Below are 19,746 nucleotides of genomic sequence, written 5' to 3'. Positions count from 1 at the left end.
CAGCGATATGATAACGCTATGAAAAAACTCCGAGGGAGCAGTCCTCGGAGTCCTCATAATTATGCTGCATCGGGGTCAGGGCTTGAGCTTATTTTTTCAGGGAGCCGCGATCCGCTGCTGCTTATTTACGCAAAAAAGGCAGCTCCTGTCCGAAGAGACGAACAGGAGCTTTTCGCTCGGATAATGCTCAGTCGGTGAACTCAACGCAGTTCTTGCCGCTGTGCTTGCCCTTATACAGCCTGCTGTCGGCGCGGCTGATGACCTTGTCGATATTATCGTTGGGGAATCCCTCGCAGATACCTATCGTCATAGTAACGGAGAAGCTCTTGTCGCCGCAGGTGAAGTTCCTGCCGCCTATCAGGGCAATGATAGTCTCCGCGGACTGCCTGCCCACCTCTATATCCGATTCGGGAATGATGAACAGGAACTCCTCGCCGCCCCATCTTGCAGCGTGTCCCGCGGAGGGGATATTCTCGGCAATGACCTCGGAAACAGCCGAAAGCACGGTATCACCGAAATCGTGTCCGTAGGTATCATTGACCTTCTTGAAGTCATCGACATCGCCGATACCGACAACATATTTCTTTCCGCTCTTAATGCTCTCACTGCATATCTCAGCGAGCCTCTTGCCCATTTCCCTGCGGTTGCAGAGCTTAGTCAGCGGGTCGGTCGAAGCCAGGATCCTGAGCTGCTCGTTCTGCACTCTCAGTTTGCACTCGGTATATCGCTGCATATATGCGTAGATCGTAGTAACGTATATGAGCACGAAAGCACCCGAAATGATATTGATGATGTAGAACACATTAACGAAACCCGTACCATCAATGTCATAGAGCGCTGCACCGGGCTGCATATAAAAGTATCTCAGCACACCGTACATTACGACAGATGAAAACATTATGGCAAACGGCGCGACCTTATTATCCTGCGGGATAAGGAACGCGATAGGGATTATCATCAGCAGGAACATGATGAAATCCGACTCGCACCCCACGCACACCGTTGCAAAAGAAGCGTGCAGGATTATTTCAAAAATGGTCGCATAGACAAGGAAGAGCTTGTTCTTCACCCATTTTACCGAGATTATCTCAAGCACATAGAAAGCCACGCTGAAGATATTGAAGATCATCATACTCTTCACGCCTGCCATTGCAAACAGGAGAAGGTAGAGAATATGGGCAGCAAGGCAGGCTGAAAAGGCGAAGAAATGCGCGACAAATTGCAGCTTGACCGTTTTCAGTCTGTCGAGCTTCTCTATGAGCTGTAAGTCTTTTTTATATTGTTCGTTTGTATACATAACCGCTTCCCTTCCACGAACATACTAATTGCTGACAATAACATCCTCACCGTTCAGAGTGAGAATAAACTGTCCGTTGGAATTTGAAACTCTGCCTCTGTCGACGTAATCGTCAAGATTTACCGTAGTGTCGATAGTGACGTGCGTATCGGAGGTCTCCTGCCTTATATCGGTATTGCCCGTGAAGCCGCCCGTACCGATAGCCTGCTTGCCCGCGGCTTTGAGACGAATGGAAGCCATTTTCACCGTAACGTCGGTGCTGCCTTCAAGTGCTGCAATACCCGAGCAGAATTCGCCGTTCACGGTGATGATAGCGCTTGCCTCACGGATCTCTATTCTGGCGGCTTCTCCGCTGAGGGTACCGATACCCACGAGGTCGATACCCGACATAAACAGCTTCGTCGAGGTCTTGAATATAGTGATATCGCAGTTTCTGCCTACCGAACCTATAGCCGTGCCTCTTGCGGAATTCATCTGGATACCGATATCGCAGTCATGTATCACGAGAGTGCTCTCGAAGTAGACCGAACCGATACCGAGGCAGACATCGCCCTGTAGGTTCAGTCGGTACTGTCCTGCATTTATGTTTATTATTCCGCCGCTGCCCGAGCCTATAGCAACGCCGGTTTCGCCGCGTGCATTGACCGTTATCCTGCCCGACTGTTCAAAAGTGAGCTCGCCGTGGAGCAGACCGATACCGTTGCCGATACCGTAATACTCGGCGGAATTGAGGTTTATTTCAAGTCTGCCGTCGCCCTCGACCGTCAGCCTCGACGACTCGGGGACGCGTATCCCGCCGAGATCGAGCTTGTTTTCGCCGATGAGGACGAGCGTGACGTCGCAGTCCTCGGCGATATCTATGCAGGGCTTGTTCCTGATGCTTGTCAGCCATGCATTTTCAAGTTTTATCCTGCCCGTGAAGCCTTTTCTCGTCTCGATACGGGTCTGCGAGTCAAGGTCGGGAGTTCCCTCGAGGGTAACATCTCCGTCACCGTTCGCCCCGATGATGACGCACTTGATATCCGACTTCACTATCCTTTCGAGCATTATCCTCTCGGAGCAGTCGGCAATGTACATCTGCTGACCGATGCCGTTCTCACGCTCGTTACGGAATCGCTTTATCATCTGCCTTATATCCTCGGGTATGGAAGCAATGATCTCGGGAGAAGGCTTTGCGGTGAAATAGCCCTGCACGAGGTCGGCACCGAGCAGTATCACGGTGCGGAGCTCCTCCGCCGTCTCGACGCCCTCCGCGAGAGCGAGTATATCGTTATCATGGCAGAACTGTATTATCTCGCGGACGAAATGGCGCTTCTTTGGGCTTTCCTGAATACTGCTGAGGAGCGAGCGGTCTATCTTGACGTAATTCGGCATATAGCGCAGGAGGTTGCCCGCGTTGGAATAGCCCGAGCCGTAATCGTCGATAGCCATTCTCACGCCCATTTTCCGATAGCGCTCTTTAAGGGAGTCGACACTCTCGTCGTCTATCTCAGACTGCTCAGTCATCTCAACCACCGCGGTATCCGCGTGCTTGAGGAGCATCTCGGTCACTCGTCTGAAATCCTCTACGTTGAGTCTTGCCTCGGGGATACTGTTTATGAACACGAGCCTTCCCCAGAAATCGTCCTTGCGTGTATCAATGATACCGAGGATATTGAGGAAAGTGCCGCGTTCGATATCCTGTAAGCGGTTGACGAGCCCCGCGTATTTCAGTATATGCAGCGGAGTGAGCTTCAGTGTGCTCTTGGGTCTCATCAGAGCCTCATAGGAATATATCTCGCCGTCAACAGTGTTGACAATGGGCTGGAAGTAGTAGTCGAACAGGTTCTCGTCGATAAGTCTTTCCGTCTCCCTCAGCTCTTCGCGCTCCGTCTCCGAGAGGGAGCTGAGCTTGTGGTCGAGAAGTCCGCTGTTTTTTTTCAGTTCCTTCAGCGTGGCAAGGAGAATGTCGACATCACCGAGAATGAGCCTGTCCGACTCGCTGTCGTGCTCACGGCGGTACTTTTCGATCAAATCGCGTATCTCTGTATCTTCCGTATCAGTGGTAAGTCTGCTTAGCAGGTCATGTATCCAATCGTTGCTGCTCAATACTCTTCCCTCCTCGTCCGTTTCGGCTCCGATCAGTCCGAACGGTATTAGATCAATTCTATTCTTGCTTCGCACAACACATATATCCAAAATAATCATACCATATTTTACACAATAAATCAATAGTATCGATAAAACAAATGTTAATTTTCTATTAAAGCGGAGTTTTTTTCGTTAGCCTCCGCATCCGCAAATCGCAATAATTGACTTCCCCGCAGAGATCATGGTATAATCGGCGTGTCGCCGCCTCCGTTTTCGCGGCAAAGTGCAATCAGAAGGAAAATTTTCGCCGCGTCCCTTTGCAATTTCGCTCCATATATGGTATAATATTCAAAGCAAAGCAAAGCATCAAAAGTCCGAAATACAGGAGAGAATCATGAAACAAAGATCGATCGTCAACACACTGCTCATCCTCTTGCTGAGCTGTACACTGACATCATGCTCCGACAATAAAGGCGGACAGAGCGGCATCTCCGCTCCCGCGGAAACGACCGAAGCAGGCAAAGGCTTCGCCGCCGTCGAAGTTCCCTTTGAAGCGGAGGGTATGCGTTTCTCGGTAAAAAGCGGCTTCTATGACAGCCCGTTTGACCTTGAAATAACCGCACCCGAAGGCTCCGAGATATACTACACTCTTGACGGCAGTATCCCCACAACAGACAGCACGCGTTACGTATCCCCTATCCCCGTGACCGACCGCTCCGAGGAGGAGAACAAACTCAGCGCGCACAGGGACATCGCACAGCCCGTCAGCGACTCGGACGCCTTCGTCCCGACGAAAAAGGTCGACAAGGCAACGGTATTGCGCGCTGTGGCGGTCGACAAAAACGGCGTGCAGAGCCCTGTGGTGTCCTGCACCTACTTTGTGGGATTCGGTGAAAAGGCAGACTTCTACAAGAATGTGAAGACAGTCTCTATGCTGACTGACGAATCAGCTCTCTTCGACTGCGAAAAAGGCATATACGCTCTCGGCAAGGTCTACGACGACTGGAAAAACGGCAACGAATTCGACCCCGAAACTCCCGAATGGTTCATGCCCGCGAACTACACTCAGCACGGCAGGGAATGGGAGCGCGAGGCGACAATGCAGTTCTTCGAGGACGGTCAGCTCGCGCACGAGCAAAATGTCGGCATCCGAATACACGGCGGAGCCACACGCTCCTACCCGCAGAAGAGCTTCAACGTCTACGCCCGCAAGGAATACGGTGCAGGCAAGCTCCGATACGACCTGTTCTCGGGAAATGTCAAGCGCAAGTCGGACGGCTCAACCGTTACCGAATTCGACTCCTTCGTCCTCCGCAACGGCGGAAATGACGCGCAGTATACCCGCTTCCGCGACAAGCTCATACAGTCACTCGTCAGCGACAGAGCCTTCCTCACGCAGGGAACGGAGCCCTGCATACTCTTCATCGACGGCGAGTTCTGGGGACACTACGAGCTGACCGAAAAGCTCGACGACGAGTTCATCAGCACGCATTACGGCGTCCCCTCAAAGGAAATATGCATTATCAAGAAGGAAGCTCTCGAGGACGGTTCCGAGGAGACATTCACGGAATGGGAGCAGCTCCGCGAGTGGATACTTGCTACGGATTTTTCGGATCGTTCCGCCTATGAGGAACTCTGTCAGCGCGTGGATATGCAGAGCTTCATGGACTACGTCAGCACCGAGCTGTACATCAACAACTCCGACTGGCGCCGCGGGAACACCGCCTACTGGAAGGCGGAAACGTTTGACGCGAGCAATCCATACGCTGACGGAAAGTGGCGCTTCCTGCTGTTCGACACCGAGTACAGCACGGGACTCTACGGCGAGGCGCTTCCGTCCGACAACAATATCGAGACCTTCATCAGCAGTGAGTGCTTCATCACCGACCTATTCAACGCCGCAATGGAGAACGAGACCTTCCGCACGCAGTTCCGCGACACCTTCACAGACATTGCCGAAAACAACTTTGACAGCGAGAAGGTCGATGCGGAAATCGACAGACTCTCAAAAGAGTACAGGGAGATGACTGTCGCCACGTACGACCGTTTCTGGCATGGCTGGTACGGTGGAAGTGCCGCAGAGAGTAACTATCTTGATGCCGTATACGCCCTCAAAAGCTTCTTTGATAAAAGGCACGACTACATCACGAAGTATCTTGATGAAATGAACGAAGAGTTTACAAATCCGAAATAGGGTAGTATAATAGAAATTGTTGATGATTCAATAATGCGGAAAAATTCAATAAAAACCGCGAAGCGGAAATCAATCTCGCCGAGGGGGACAGCGTCCCCCTGAGCAGCAGGCAGGCGAGCGAAGCAATGCCTGCCGACCGTCCCGTACACCTTCCGACAAACCATCCACCGACATACCAATATCATAATCCAAGGAGACATTATCATGAAAAAACACATTATTACAGCCGCTGCGGTATTCAGCCTTCTGAGCCTCACATCCTGCGGGCAGAACAACGTCGGGAAAGACGACTTCAAGAGCCCGTCTTTGACAACAACTTCGACAGCTTCTGTCAGCAGCACAACAGAGACCCTGGCCACATCCGCCGCAGCAACTTCCGAGGCTGTTGAGCCGACAGCACCTTCAGCAGACTATTCCCCTGCCGACCTTGTCGGAGAATGGGTAGAAACGGATTCATTCAGCAACATTCTTACAGTCAGTGATGACGGCAGCTTCTCGCTCAAATATGCAGGCGGAGGAACACGCTTCGGCACGATCAGAGTTGAATCAGAAGAGGCTCCCGACGGCTCTCTCACTTATCGTTACGCATTCTATGAGAGCGGCGACAGCTACTGGGCAGGTTTTGTATGCCCCGAAAAGCCCTTCAATGAGATAAGCTCCGAGGGCGATGAACGCATGACCTTTGTCCGCAACGACAGCAATATCCCCATTGCTCCGACGATCCCGGAAGCAAAAGACCTCAGAGATTCGCTCTCCTTTGCCGACAAGCTGATGAGCGGAGCCGGTATCGCGACCGACAGCAATGCTGAATACACGACCGATGACGGAACAATTTATCATAAGTCCGTCGACAACATCTACAAAACGACATCCGACGTGCGCAATTACCTTTACACCTACATGACAGAACAGTTCATCAGCAGCAGCTATGACGGTCTTTTCGGAACAGAACATCCCAAGTGCATAGATGTTGACGGCGAGCTGTATATCGAATACCGTCCTGTCGGCAGCAGATATTCCTTTGAAGACACGGATCCCACTATCGACAGCACCGAAAACGGCTGCTCTGTAAATATCAAAAACAATAATTACGGTGCAGAAAGCACTGTAGTTATTGACGTAGTCAAGGAGGGCGGAAGCTGGAAGATCAACGGGGTACACGATCCGTTCTGAGCAGAAATTGATACAGGCATCGGAAATTGACAGCCGTGATGATACAGAATACAGCATACACTTTCGACCGCATCGGATAGAGGGACATATCCGTTGTTCGGCATAACAGCAAGGAGGAAAACTATGAGAAAGATCCAGAAGATAGCGTCTCTGCTGAGCGCAGCGGCAGTCGCGCTTTCAGCTGTGAGCCTGACTGCAACAGCAGCAGAAAGCAGCGAAAAAACTGTTGAGCAGATGCTATCCGAGATGACAACGGAACAAAAGATAGAACAGATGATGATGATAACTCTTCGTCCGTGGTCTGACGGAAACGACGAAGGGGTGAGCGTTACCGCTCTCAACGATGAGCAGAAGAGATTCATCGTGGAGCACAATTTCGGCGGTGTGTGCCTGTTTGCGGATAATATACAGAGCACTGCACAGACCGTCGCTCTGACAGACGAGATACAGCAGGCGGCACTCGGCAGTGCCTGCGGTATCCCCATGCTCATAAGTGCAGATCAGGAGGGCGGGATCATCTACCGTCTTTCAACAGGCACTCCGACCTGCGGGAACATGGCACTTGGCGCAGCAGACGCTCCCGAGCTTACATATGAGAATGCGAAGATAATCGGAAGCGAGATAAAGGCGCTCGGAATAAACACCGACCTTGCTCCCGTCCTCGACGTGAACAACAATCCCTCGAACCCGATAATCAATATCCGATCATTTTCGTCATCTGCAAGCCTTGTCTCCAAACACGGAGCTCAGTACATAAAAGGACTGCAAGACGAGGGAGTCATCACCTGCTCCAAGCACTTCCCTGGACACGGAGATACCGCGACCGACAGCCATACAGGCCTGCCGCTGATAAACAAGAGCTACGAAGAGCTTCAGACTCAGGAACTGATACCGTTCAAGATGGCTGTAAGCAGCAGTACGGATATGATAATGACAGCTCATATCCAGTTCCTTCAGATAGAGACCGAGACATACACATCAATATCAAGCGGTGAGAAGATAAACCTTCCCGCCACGCTTTCAAAGACTGTCATAACGGACATTCTCAGAGATGATTGCGGCTATGACGGAGTTGTAAGCACCGATTCCATGATGATGGACGCGATACAGAAGAATTTTGACATCGTTGACTCCGCAGCACTTGCGATAAACGCAGATGTTGACATCATTCTGGAACCCATGTTTATAAAAAGCAGTGATGATATCACTAAAATGGAGAAGTATATAACCGACATTGCCGCCCGTGTAGAGGAAGGCGATATCTCAGGCGAGACAGTAGACAAGTCCGTTGCAAGGATCCTCAGAATGAAGAAGGAACGCGGCATACTTGACTACACAGCTCCAAGCGCAGAGGAAGCACAGAAGACAGTCGGCTCGGCAGAGCACAGGGAGAAGGCACTTCAGATAGCCGAGAAGGCAATAACTCTCATCAAGAATGACGGCGACGTCCTTCCGCTGAAGCTCGGTGAAAACGGCAGAATAGCTTTTTTCTATCCCTATGCCAACTGCGAGAACACGCTGCCGTTCGTGCTCGGACGTCTAAAAAAAGAAGGCGTTGTCGCTGAGGGCGTGACCGCGGACTGCATATGGCACAGATACCACAACGCCGATGAATTTGAAGAGAATGTGAAGGATTCCGACGCAGTTATCCTGTCTTTCGAGATGTACAGCACCGACAATCTTGATGCATCAAATGAAGGAAGGGGCTGGCAGGCGAGATTTGCCGACGATCTCATTGCACTCGCCCATAAAAACGGCAAGAAGGTAATTCTTATAAGCGCAAATATACCATACGACGCTGCCCGCTTCAGTGACGCAGATGCTATCGTAGCCGCATACTGTGCGAACAGTATGAACGAAATGCCTGTTGAGGGAGCGGAGAGCCTTGCATACGGCGAGAATTATCCTGCTGCTCTCATAACGATACTGGGCGGGAATATGCCGTCGGGCAAGCTGCCTGTCGATGTATATGCAGTCGATGAGAATGCAGTGTATACCGACGAGGTGCTCTATCCGCTCGGATACGGACTGGAGTATAAGGGCGAAGAAACTACGACTGCTTCAACAGCCGCTTCAACCTCAACATCGAGCACAACAACTTCAACAGCTTCGACCACATCTGCGAAGAACAGTTCCGCAAATCCGAATACAGGCAGTGAGCTTCCGGCAGCAGCGCTGCTCATGTTCACATTATCCGGAGCAGCTGCTGTTTTGAGCAGAAAGAAGAGATAAAGCACAAAGCTTACCCGATAACAAACTATCCCCGCTGTCTTCCTCTGACAGCGGGGATTTGATTTGTGTTTCAGTTTTGCTCCGTGGTTCAGTCATTGCGCTGCTTTTTGTGTGCAACCTTGTATTCGTACATTCTGTGGTCTGCTTCACGGATCTTCTCGTCAAGTGCATCCTGCTCCGATGCGGGGAAGCATACACAGCCGATGCTTGCGGAAATATCGAACAGTCTGCTTGCCCGAGCAGCATTTTTATCTGCAAGGAGCCGCTCAAACCTGCTGATACGCTCCCGTCCGTCCTGCTCTGTCAGCCTTCCTGAAGCAATGATGACGAATTCATCGCCGCCTGTACGCACCGCGATATCTTCCTTGTCGGATATCGACTTTATCGCTTCCGCCAAAGTGATTATACCGACATCGCCCTGCTCATGTCCGAAATTATCGTTGATATGCTTCAGACCGTCCATATCTATGACCCAGATGAGGAAGCTGTCATCGGGAGCGACCTGCTCCCTGCGGCGGTCGAACATCATCTCCATACCGCGGCGGTTGAGGAGCCCCGTCATAGAGTCACGGACAGAGTAGTCTATCAGCTTGCTTACGACCCTCACCATATGAAGCGAGTTGTTGACGTTACGCAGCCACAGAGTTGAGACCTCGTCTGCCGTTCTTTTCGCGTCCATAGCAGTTTGCAGCACAGCAAATCCGATGGTATCATCGCTGAAATGCGACGGCAGGAAATAGAAGACCACAGGCTCATCACGTTCTTCATCGAGAGCAGGGAGCATCAGCTTCGTGCGGAAAGTGTGCTCCTCAGAATCGACAGCATAGCGTCTCTCCGTCTCACTTTCGGATTCATTCTGCGGGATACAGCGCATTACACAGCGCATCGTCTCGGGATAACCGTTCAGGCAGCGTATCGAAGTATCGCTCCAGTCGCTCCTCAGCACCAGATAGAAGCGGCGATACGGCTGTAAAAGGTAAGTCACATCGGTAATAGTATCAAGTATCTGTTTCTTGTCCTGAATTACCGACAAGGTCTCAAACATATAGCTCTCATGAAGCCCCTGCATATCATTAACGGTCAGACTTCCGTCGGGATTCCTGCTTCTCTCGTTGGGATTCATGCCCGAGCCCTGCAGCGAGCGCAGGTCGTCGGCACTCTGCACACAGCCGCAGCTCCCACCTGTCCGCAATCCATAGTGCTGCAGCATCTCAACGTCAGCCACAGCAGTCCCTGGCTCTATCTGCTTGTGTAACAGGTTGACAGCACTTGCAGCCATACCGTAAACATCGGGATTATAGGTCGTGATGCTGACCGTATTGTACAGCGCATCCTTTGTTGCGTCGTAGCCCGTGATGCAGACCTGCTCGGGCACTTTCACTCCTTCGGTGATAAGGCGGTTAGCAAGACCAATAGCCATATAATCGTTTGCACAGACAACAGCATCGGGCATGGAGAGCTCGCCTGACAGCAGCCTGTTTGCGAACTCCTCTCCGCCCGTATACCAGAAGTTGCCGTAGAACACATTATCCTTCGAGCCGTCCAGTCCCTCCGCCTTCATCTGCTCGCAGAAGGCTTCCGCACGAGCTTCCGAGACCACATAGTCCTTCTGTCCCGTGAGTATGTACAGCTTCTGACAGTGGTGGTCATTGACGAGATGCTTCACCACCTGACGAATAGCCTTTTTATCGTCCGTGTAGACCGTCGGATAATCGGCAAGGGGAAGGTCAAGCGATACGACAGGCTTTGTGCAGTGCAGGCGGAGGTCAGCTTCAAGCTTCTCAAGCACCTCCTTCACTTGGTCCTCTACCAGTGCAAGCGAAGCTACAAGAACGCCGTCCACCAAGTCATAGTTTATCAGGTTGAAAATGTTAAGCTCACCTCTGAGATAGACCTTATCAGGGTGACACACTTTGACCATGGTGCTGAAAACCAGCAGGTCATAATCATATTTCGCGCACTGATCGCGGACTCCCGTAATGACCGACTGAGAATAATCAGCACTCGGGTCTGAGATAAGAAGCGCAAGCCGCTTTCGCGGAACGTGACTATTCATGATAACTCCCTTCACTTTTTCTTTATAATAAATGCGGCAAAAAAAACAACAAAAACGCAAAGCGAAAATACTTGGGGGGAGCCGTGGTGAGACCGATGGTGGGGAGAACAGCGCCCCCTAAGAAACCGACAGACGAGCGACAGCTAAACACTGCCGAGCGTCCCGTACATCTTCGCCTCGGCACAGACCGACGAAATGATCATCGGCATTAAAAAGAATATGCGCTCCCCGAACGAAGTTCGGGGCAATAACCGCCTAAATGCGGTTATTGAGGATACATTACTTATCATTCTGAGAAACGATCAGCTTTCTCAGAAGCACCAGATCAAACGTGTCAATAGTGCCGTCCTGACAGAGATCGCCGTTGCTGAAGCTGAGAACAGTGCCGTTTCCTAATACGGCTTTCTGCATCATTACAAGATCAGCCACAGAGAATACGTTATCGCAGTTCACATCGCCCTTGACCTGTGAAGCATATGAGCTGAGCTTGTACGGGTCTATCGCGTAGATATTTACAGTCTCACCGTCTGAGACATACCAGCGGATATATCCATCAGACATCCTGCTCGGCTGACAATCCGAGAGCGGGTACGCAACAGGGACTATATCAGTCAGCATATTTCCATTTCCATCGACCATAACAGCTTTGGTCGCTTTTGCACCGTTTGTGTCTTCCTCCCACATTATGAGGAACTGCTCACTGCCTATCTTTACTATCTGCGGAGTTCTCACCATGACACCGCTGTTCTCACTGTATTTGGTGAGCCAAACCGTGCGCGGTGCCTTGAGAGACTTTGAGGTAATGGCGAGCATTATGTTCCGCTGACCGTACGGATAGTTTTCGGGGATCTGCTCGATAGAGCTCGCGGCGACGATGACGCTTCCCGATGAAAGCTCTAATCCTCCTATCGACGCTCCCGTTTCGTTCAATTTGCCGTTTATGAAGGAATACGGGATAACGGTCGAGACCTCCTTGATGCTTCCGTCGGTCTTGCATCTGCTGATATTAATGCCGTAATCATCTCCCTCGCCGTGGTCTGCGCGGTATACGAAGCCGTCCTCCTCTTTTATAAACTGATTGAACGAATGGCTTACAAACCCCTCCTGCTCGAAATTCGACAGTGTAGATATAGTGTTTATAAATGTCATGGATTCAAGAAGCTCCATTTTATCCGTATCCACCTTGAATGTCATATTGGACTGATGCCCTATGACAAGCTCCTGAGCGGCGTGGATAAACAGAAGGCTTCCTTTTTCGGCCATCCTGCACGAACCCGCATCAAACGGAATATAGGTATCCGAAGATGGTATCTCAAGCGAGGAAAGCTTTTTCCAATCCTTTGAATATTTCTCCACACACAGGACATTAGCGCCGCCTGCTCTTGTCTTATTCACCTGTCCGGAGACGATGTAGTTGTACTTCTCACCGTTGCAGTAACCTCCGAAGACATTGTAAGCGGTCTCGAGCTCAAAGGTCTTTACGGGAGCTCCGCCCGATTTCCTGTACCTTTCGACCATGACCTTCGGAGAAATGTATTCGACTCTTTCGAGCAGACCGTCAGACGTCTCATTTAAATAACTCTTCACGGTTTTACCGTATGTCATATAGCTGTTTGCGGATTCGTTCGATGATAAGGCACCGCTGACAGATACGGCAGCTTCCTGACTTGCCGCCGTACTTCCGGCAGTTACCGTGACCTTGCATACTACCGTATAATTACCGTCCGCATCGGATACGGTAATTGTGCATTCGCCTTTCTTTATGCCTGTGATAATACCGTTATTAGCAGTCGCGACAGAATTATCACTGCTCTTCCATATAAGTGTATCGGACAGATCGGGCGAAGCCCTGAAACCGACAGTAAGCTCCTCACCCTCCTTTACGGAAACGGCTGTTTCGCTGAGCTCAATGCCGTCATCGGGGTAGGCATCGAGGTCTATCCAGTTGACATTCTCTGTGAACTCGTCCATAAATGTATACCAGCTCGTATCCGAGAAATGGCAGTAAACATCGGTGGTATATGTGCCTCTTGTGTTAAACGGTGAACCGCTGCGGCGCGGTGCGGAGCCTTTGAATATGACTGTTCCGAGCGTGTTGCTGTACAGACAGTAACTGCCGAGATAATTGACGCTTTCGGGTATGGTCAGAGTTTTTGCACCGGTGAGCGCAAGAGCCTCGGTACCTATATATTCAAGTTTGCTCGGAAGCGTTATCGTCTCGAGATACTTAGCCTCCTCCAGGGCATATGCTTCTATGGTTGTGACTGTTTCGGGGATAGTCAGTCTCTTATCCGTCTTTGCATCGGGATAGAAATACAGAACAGACATATCCTTGCTGTATACTACGCCGTCGACCGAACAGTAATTCTCATTTTTGCTGTCTACATTGACAGTGCTGAGGCTTTCACAGCCGTTGAACGTTGAGAACGTGATAGTTTTAAGCGCAGACGGCAGATCCACCTTGCTCAGCTTACCGCAGCGGATAAAAACATAAGGAGCGATATATGAGATTGAATCGGAGAAGCTGATGCTCTCGAGCTTATCACACTCCGAAAAAGCGTAGTCGTCGATCTTCGTGACACTGTCGCTCATGGTCACGTTCTTCATTTTGTCGCAGTCATAGAATGCCGCTTCGCCTATCGTTGAGACCGTTCCGCCTATATCAGCGGAAATAATAGCGTGTCTGAAGCCGTACCACGGGATATTCTCCTTTGCTTTGTAAGATTCGAGTGTGTAGATGTCATATCCTGTATATACGGGCATCGCACCGCTTCCCGAGACCGAGAGAGAAAAGGTATCAATGTCAAACTCCCACTGTATATCCTCCCCGAACGAGCCTTTCAGCGAATCCGAAGGAAAGAAATTGAACCTGTTGTCCTGTGCGTATGTCTCGGCGTATGAGCCCGCTTCGCCAAATATAGCAGAGTCGTCTCCGTTTGCGTTCCACATAAGATTCTCACCTATGGAGACTACACTCTCGGGAATATAAACTCCACGTACATTATTGTAAAACGCCTTTGAAAGAATGGTGGTTACGGGCAGACCATCTATCGTATCGGGAACTGTCAGTGAAGTTTCGCTGCCGTTATATCCTTTGATAGTTATGTTGCCGCGGGCGTTCAGCATATACGTAAAGCCGTTGTATTCAAGATCTTCTGCCGCGGAAGAGCTGACTGCCTCTCCGAAGCTCCCTGACGGTATACATATAGCCGAAAGGCAAAACGCCGTTATCACAGCTGACACTTTTTTGATCATCATAAACTGTCCTCCTTTTATGTCATGCCATAAGTATCGGATCATAGGTTTATACTCTGCCATTACGGGCAATAAAGCCCTCAATGTCCGAGTCTCCGCCCGTTGAAAGGTACGAGTAGTATGCAAGGATCAGTGATGCATCTTTTGAATCGACCTTGGTATCCTTATTAACGTCGGCAGCCTCTTTCTGCTCGGTTTTCATAGCTGATCCACCGCCCGTTGAAAGCTTTGAGTACTCAACAAGAATGAACGATGCATCGTTAGCATCTACTTTACCATCGCTGTTTGGGTCACCGAATTTATTCAATGATGACCCGTCGTCAATGGCGACGAAAGAATAATTATTCTTCTTAGCGTACTCCTCTGCGGTCGAACCCTTATATCCCTTGATAACACGTAGGCGATTACTATTTTCAAAGGCGAGTGGATCAATTTGCGTTACTGTATCAGGTATTGTTATCATCTGAAGATTGCTATGCGCCGCAAAAGCGGTAAAGAAAATATTTGTTGCTCCTTCCTCTATAACGACCTTGTATATTTCCCCCTTTTTATCTCTCCACGGAGAACCGTATGGGTCCCAATATAATACTTCTGTATCTGTTTCATAAGCCCCCATTCTCCCTTTTCCACTGATAGTAAGTGTCCCGTAGTTGTCAAGAGTATAGGTCAGATCCGGACCGCATTTTCCGCGTTCAACAACCTCTATCTCGTCATGTTCGATGTCTATGAACTTATTACCATTTTTTAGAGCATATGCTTCAGCGGTTGAGCCTTTATAGCCCTTTATTATACAAGGCATTGTCTGGAACAACATGGAAATATCACATTCAGGATTCATAACGGTTATCACTGCATATGAAGGACAAGAAGCAAACGAATGATTTTCAATAGAATTGACAGATTCCGGAAGATATACTGATTCAAGGCTGTCACACCCATCAAATGTTTGTAGATTAATCACTTCAATAGAATCTGGAATGGTTATTGTCTTTAGTTCAGTGCAATCCTGAAAAGCTAATGCACCTAATTCCTTAACTGAATTTGGGATAGTAACTTCCTCAAGTTTTTCAGACCATGCGAAAGCATATTGGTCGATAGCTGTAAGAGAGTCAGGGGATACTATAGAAGTAATTTCTGAACCTAAAAAAGCACTATTACTTATTTCCTTGATTCCATCCGGAATTATCAAATCTCCCGAACAAGTTTTTCCATCAACAACAATATTGTTGACAACAACAACCGGGTCGACTTTTCGTTTTTGTTCAAGCCATTGAGTTGACAAAAAGGCTGTTCCATTAATTGAATTTATAGAATCAGGTATGGTTATTGTTGCAAGTTTATTGCTGCCACTGAATAAGCCTGACTTTATAGCAGTTATTGATTCGGGAATGGTAACCGACTCAAGATTCGGACAGCCTGAAAAAGCGTACTCCCTGATATCCGTAACTGAATCCGGTATTATGACAGATCTTAGATTCTGGGAATCAGCGAAAGCCCTATTACATATCACTCTGACGTTGTCTGGAATGGTTATGTCGCCTGAACACGTCGTTCCATCATAAAGGAACCCGCCTATTATTACCAACGGATCTTCTTTTTGCTTAATCTCAAGCCAGAGAGAGTCCTTGAATGCATAATCATCAATGTTCGAGATCGTAGAAGGAAGCGTCAGATCAGCAAGACTTGAACAGTTCAAAAAAGCTTCATATCCTATTTCTGTGACTGAATCTGGAAGAGTAACTTGAGTAAGGCTCTTACAATTTGTAAACGCATTTTTGTCTACTCTGGTAACCGTATCAGGTATTTCAACAGATACCAGTTTTTCACACCCGTAAAATGCATACTGACCTATATTAGTTATTCCTTCCGAAATAACCACTCGCTTTATGAGATCCCAGGTAAAAGATCCAAACCACGGCGGCTTATCAGCCCACCAGATCATATCACCCGTTCCTCTTATAGTCAGCATCCCCTCAGTGTCAAGCTCCCAGGCAGCGTTCTCTCCCAGGTCACCGCTACTCTCAATATCAGCTGCACTTACTATGAAATCTGACAACATACCATTGAATGATGTACCACCGGCAGCTATGCAGCAATGTGTTAGTACAGCAGATGTGAGAACAGAAATAATCCGTTTCATGTTCATTATTTCAACTCCTTTACACTAATTATTGTTGCGAGCAATAAACGCAGTAATATCCATATTTTTTGGTTTATTAACGTCGGCAGCCTCTTTCTGCTCGGTTTTCATAGCTGATCCACCGCCCGTTGAAAGCTTTGAGTATTCAACAAGAATGAACGATGCATCGTTGGCATCTATTTTCCCATCGCTGTTTGGGTCACCGAATTTATTCAATGATGATCCGCCGTCGATGGCGACGAAAGAATAATTATTCTTCTTAGCGTACTCCTCTGCGGTCGAACCCTTATATCCCTTGAGAGTTCCGATGAAAATGGTGGTTGAGCTTGTCTCGTCATAAGAGTTATATAAAGTATCGTCATCATCCGCTATCACACATTCCGGATTCAGGATAGTCAGCGATTCGAGTTTTTCACAATTTGCAAAAGTGCCGGTCTTTATCTCTTTTATTCGCGATGGCAAAACAATTGATTTGAGGCTTGTACACCAATGGAAGGCATCCTGATCGATAACCTCAACTGTTTCCGGGATATTGATGACTTCAAGCGATTTACAGTCATAGAATGAACTATCTCCTATCTTGCAGACAGAACTTCCTATATTGGCAGTTTTCAGATTTTCACACCATGCAAATGCGCATTCTTCAATGCTTGTAACTGTATCGGGCAGTGTGATCGAAGTAAGATCATCGTTGGAATTAACAGCAAACGGAGATATGATCCTGACACCGCTCGGTACAGTAACATCTCCCGATAATGCCGAACCATCTATCAGAGCATCGTTTATTATAACAAAAGGCGATTCTTTCAGCTTATTCGTCAGGAAAGGAGTATCCTCAAACACGTCTCCGCCAAAATTCGTAAGTGATTCCGGGATAACAACGGACGAAAGTGACTTGCATTCGCTGAATGCACCATATCCGATATATGACACAGAATCAGGAATGTTGATTGACTCAAGTTTATTGCACAAATTGAAAGCATAATCATCGATCTTGACAACAGAATCGGGAATAGTTACAGCAGCGATATCCGAAGAAGAAAACGCAGCTTTGCCTATACTTTTTACTGTATCGGGTATAACGGCATTATTGTCGGTGACAGCTCTTCCGTCTACAAGTACCCCGTTAATTACAACAAACGGGTCTTCGTTCTGCCTGTTTTTTATCCATGCAGTATCATAAAATGCCAATGCTCCTATCTCATCAAGGCCATCGGGGATAATTATTGACGAAAGGTTCTTACATCCGTTGAACGCATCGTCACCTATTTCCTTTACGGAATCTGGTATCACGATTGAAGTGAGGCTTGTACAATTCCTGAAGGCATTATTATTAATTATAGATACGGAAGCAGGTATTGATATTTCCTTTAAGGAAGTACAGCCTGCAAATGCATCATATGTAATAGCTGTCAGGGAATCAGGCAGCTGAACCGATTCAAGAGAGGTACAACCCTGAAATGAACATTCCGTGATACCATCTCCGATTACAGCACGTTCAACCTTTTTTTCAAAAATATCAAGCATATAGAATATATCATCCGACTCACCGTTACAGGTGACCGTAAGAAGCCCTTCCGAGTCGAGGGAATAGCTTGCATTTGTTCCTATTGATCCGCTTGCAACAATTTCCGGAGCCGTACTGTCGAAGCCGACAAAAGTCTTGTTGAATTTTTGAGCATACTTCTCGGCTGTCGAACCGGGATATCCCTTTATACTTCCATTGAAGTGGTACGATCCGGTTCTATCGTCATAATAGCCGCTTATTGTCGATTCTTCGTCATGAATTTCACAATTCGGGTTAAAGATAACTATTCTTTCAAGATCCGGACAACAACCGAATGCCATAGCACCTACGCTTTCCACAGATTCAGGTATAGTTACTTCCTTAATAGCTGTCCCATAAAAGGCTGTGTCATTGATTTTTGTTACAGAAGATGGTATGAAAACAGATTCCATATTTTTAGCGCCGAGGAACATCTGCTCTCCGATGCTTGTTATACCGTATCCAATTCTTACAGATTTACACTCATCTGCTATTTCATAAAACTCTGCCGTCTGGTTTATTTCACCTTCGCCGTCAATATAGAGCTGTCCTCTTGCGTCAAGAGAATACCTCGCTTTATCGCCACATTCGCCTTCCTTTACATCGTATTCCATCATAGATTCTTCATCAGTATCATCGGCAAACGTGTTCAGAGCAGTTGACGTCGGCAGTATACCGGAAACACCAACCACTAACGCTGCGAATAGTGACAGGACAGATGAATAAACTTTTTTTCTTTTCATGATAACAACTCCTCCTTTTAATTTACCCAGGTGACATACCCGTCGAACACCATACTATTATTATACGCAATCAGAATATTTTGTTCAAGGTGTACAACAGCAAGTTTACATTTATTTAACAATAACCGTCATTATATACATCATGGTACCTAAATATCTGTGCATCGAGTACATCACAAGCTAAACCATGGCGAGACCGATACTGTAAAGGCTCTAACGCACCTTACATATGCGCGGCTTATCAATTTTCCGAAATGAATACCACACATTGGAGTGCTTCCCTTAGCGGAATTTGTGGGCTACCGAGCCGTAAATTTACGGTACATATTCGGTATCCTGCGAAACCGCCAAAGGGGGCTCCCCTTTGCCGCCCCTATTCGTTGACGATTCTTTCCTGATATGATATACTTATTTTCAGAGAGCAGACAAATCATCTCAAAAACAATTTCGGAGGTACTAAAACAATGAAACAGTCATTTGAAAAAGGCTTTTTTGCACCGCTGCCCGTACTCATCATCGGCACATACGACGCCAACGGGAAACCCGATGCCATGAATGCGGCATGGGGAGGTCAGGCAGGCATGACACAGATATCCGTCAGCCTCGCGGGCTCGCACAAGACCACAGCGAATATCAGGCTGAACAAGGAATTCACCATAGCTTTCGCCACAGCCGAGCAGATAGCCGCCTGCGATTACGTAGGCGTAGTGTCGGGCAACAGCGTGGAGAACAAACTTGAAAAATGCGGCTTTACGGTCACGAAGTCGGACAAGGTGAATGCCCCGATAATCGAGCAGCTTCCCGTAGCCATAGAGTGCAGAGCGATAGACATTCAGGAGGAATTCGGCGAGACGAGAGTAGTAGCGGAGGTCGTAGGTCTGAAGGCAGACGACAGCGTCCTGACCGACGGAAAGGTCGATTACGGCAAGGCAGGCTTTGTCACATACGATACAGTTTCCAAGACCTACCGAACAATCGGCGGCAGCATAGCCAATGCGCGCAGCATAGGCAGAAAGTTTGAATGACAGTCCGAATGCACG

At 48.4% G+C, this 19,746-nt stretch carries 10 protein-coding genes; 4 read left to right on the top strand and 6 right to left on the bottom strand.

What is annotated here, in order from left to right; translation table 11 throughout:
* Window positions 1-187 precede the first annotated feature (187 nt).
* Both BMX22_RS12075 and BMX22_RS12070 read right to left on the bottom strand, forming a co-directional pair.
* Window positions 188-1,297: a GGDEF domain-containing protein gene (locus BMX22_RS12075; protein WP_074742688.1), complete on the bottom strand. Its 1,110-nt coding sequence runs from the start codon at window positions 1,295-1,297 to the stop codon at window positions 188-190.
* Window positions 1,298-1,321: 24 nt separating this feature from the next.
* Window positions 1,322-3,385 (bottom strand): EAL domain-containing protein, encoded by a 2,064-nt coding sequence (locus BMX22_RS12070; RefSeq protein ID WP_074742687.1) that lies wholly within the window; start codon window positions 3,383-3,385, stop codon window positions 1,322-1,324.
* 376 nt (window positions 3,386-3,761) lie between these two features.
* Here BMX22_RS12070 and BMX22_RS12065 point away from each other — a divergent pair, with 376 nt between their 5' ends.
* The 3 genes from BMX22_RS12065 (at window position 3,762) to BMX22_RS12055 (ending at window position 8,966) form a co-directional block, all read left to right on the top strand.
* Window positions 3,762-5,561, top strand: coding sequence for a CotH kinase family protein (locus tag BMX22_RS12065; protein ID WP_074742686.1), 1,800 nt, complete (start codon window positions 3,762-3,764; stop codon window positions 5,559-5,561).
* Window positions 5,562-5,765: 204 nt separating this feature from the next.
* On the top strand, window positions 5,766-6,734 hold the full coding sequence (locus tag BMX22_RS12060) for a hypothetical protein (RefSeq protein ID WP_074742685.1): 969 nt from the start codon (window positions 5,766-5,768) through the stop codon (window positions 6,732-6,734).
* 123 nt (window positions 6,735-6,857) lie between these two features.
* Window positions 6,858-8,966: a glycoside hydrolase family 3 protein gene (locus tag BMX22_RS12055; protein WP_074742684.1), complete on the top strand. Its 2,109-nt coding sequence runs from the start codon at window positions 6,858-6,860 to the stop codon at window positions 8,964-8,966.
* An 88-nt stretch (window positions 8,967-9,054) separates the two neighbouring features.
* Here the strand turns inward: BMX22_RS12055 and BMX22_RS12050 are convergent, their stop codons facing one another.
* The 4 genes from BMX22_RS12050 to BMX22_RS12035 all read right to left on the bottom strand — a co-directional run bounded on the left by BMX22_RS12050 (window position 9,055) and on the right by BMX22_RS12035 (window position 18,706).
* The gene (locus tag BMX22_RS12050; protein ID WP_074742683.1) at window positions 9,055-11,022 is read right to left on the bottom strand and encodes a GGDEF domain-containing protein; all 1,968 of its coding nucleotides are present in this window, start codon (window positions 11,020-11,022) and stop codon (window positions 9,055-9,057) included.
* A 279-nt stretch (window positions 11,023-11,301) separates the two neighbouring features.
* On the bottom strand, window positions 11,302-14,280 hold the full coding sequence (locus BMX22_RS12045; protein ID WP_074742682.1) for a leucine-rich repeat protein: 2,979 nt from the start codon (window positions 14,278-14,280) through the stop codon (window positions 11,302-11,304).
* Window positions 14,281-14,326: 46 nt separating this feature from the next.
* Window positions 14,327-16,423: a leucine-rich repeat protein gene (locus tag BMX22_RS12040; RefSeq protein WP_074742681.1), complete on the bottom strand. Its 2,097-nt coding sequence runs from the start codon at window positions 16,421-16,423 to the stop codon at window positions 14,327-14,329.
* Between the two features lie 18 nt (window positions 16,424-16,441).
* Entirely contained in the window at window positions 16,442-18,706 is a 2,265-nt protein-coding gene (locus tag BMX22_RS12035) for a leucine-rich repeat protein (protein ID WP_074742680.1), read from the bottom strand.
* A 464-nt stretch (window positions 18,707-19,170) separates the two neighbouring features.
* Here BMX22_RS12035 and BMX22_RS12030 point away from each other — a divergent pair, with 464 nt between their 5' ends.
* Window positions 19,171-19,731 carry a flavin reductase family protein gene (locus BMX22_RS12030; RefSeq protein ID WP_074742679.1) on the top strand — a complete coding sequence of 187 codons (561 nt, stop codon included), beginning with the start codon at window positions 19,171-19,173 and terminating at the stop codon, window positions 19,729-19,731.
* Window positions 19,732-19,746 lie beyond the last annotated feature (15 nt).

It is taken from the genome of Ruminococcus sp. YRD2003, assembly GCA_900109435.1.
GTDB lineage: Bacteria > Bacillota > Clostridia > Oscillospirales > Ruminococcaceae > Ruminococcus > Ruminococcus flavefaciens_G.
The sequence above is the reverse complement of the archived record's forward strand: the minus strand, read 5'-3'. Positions and strand labels throughout refer to the sequence as shown.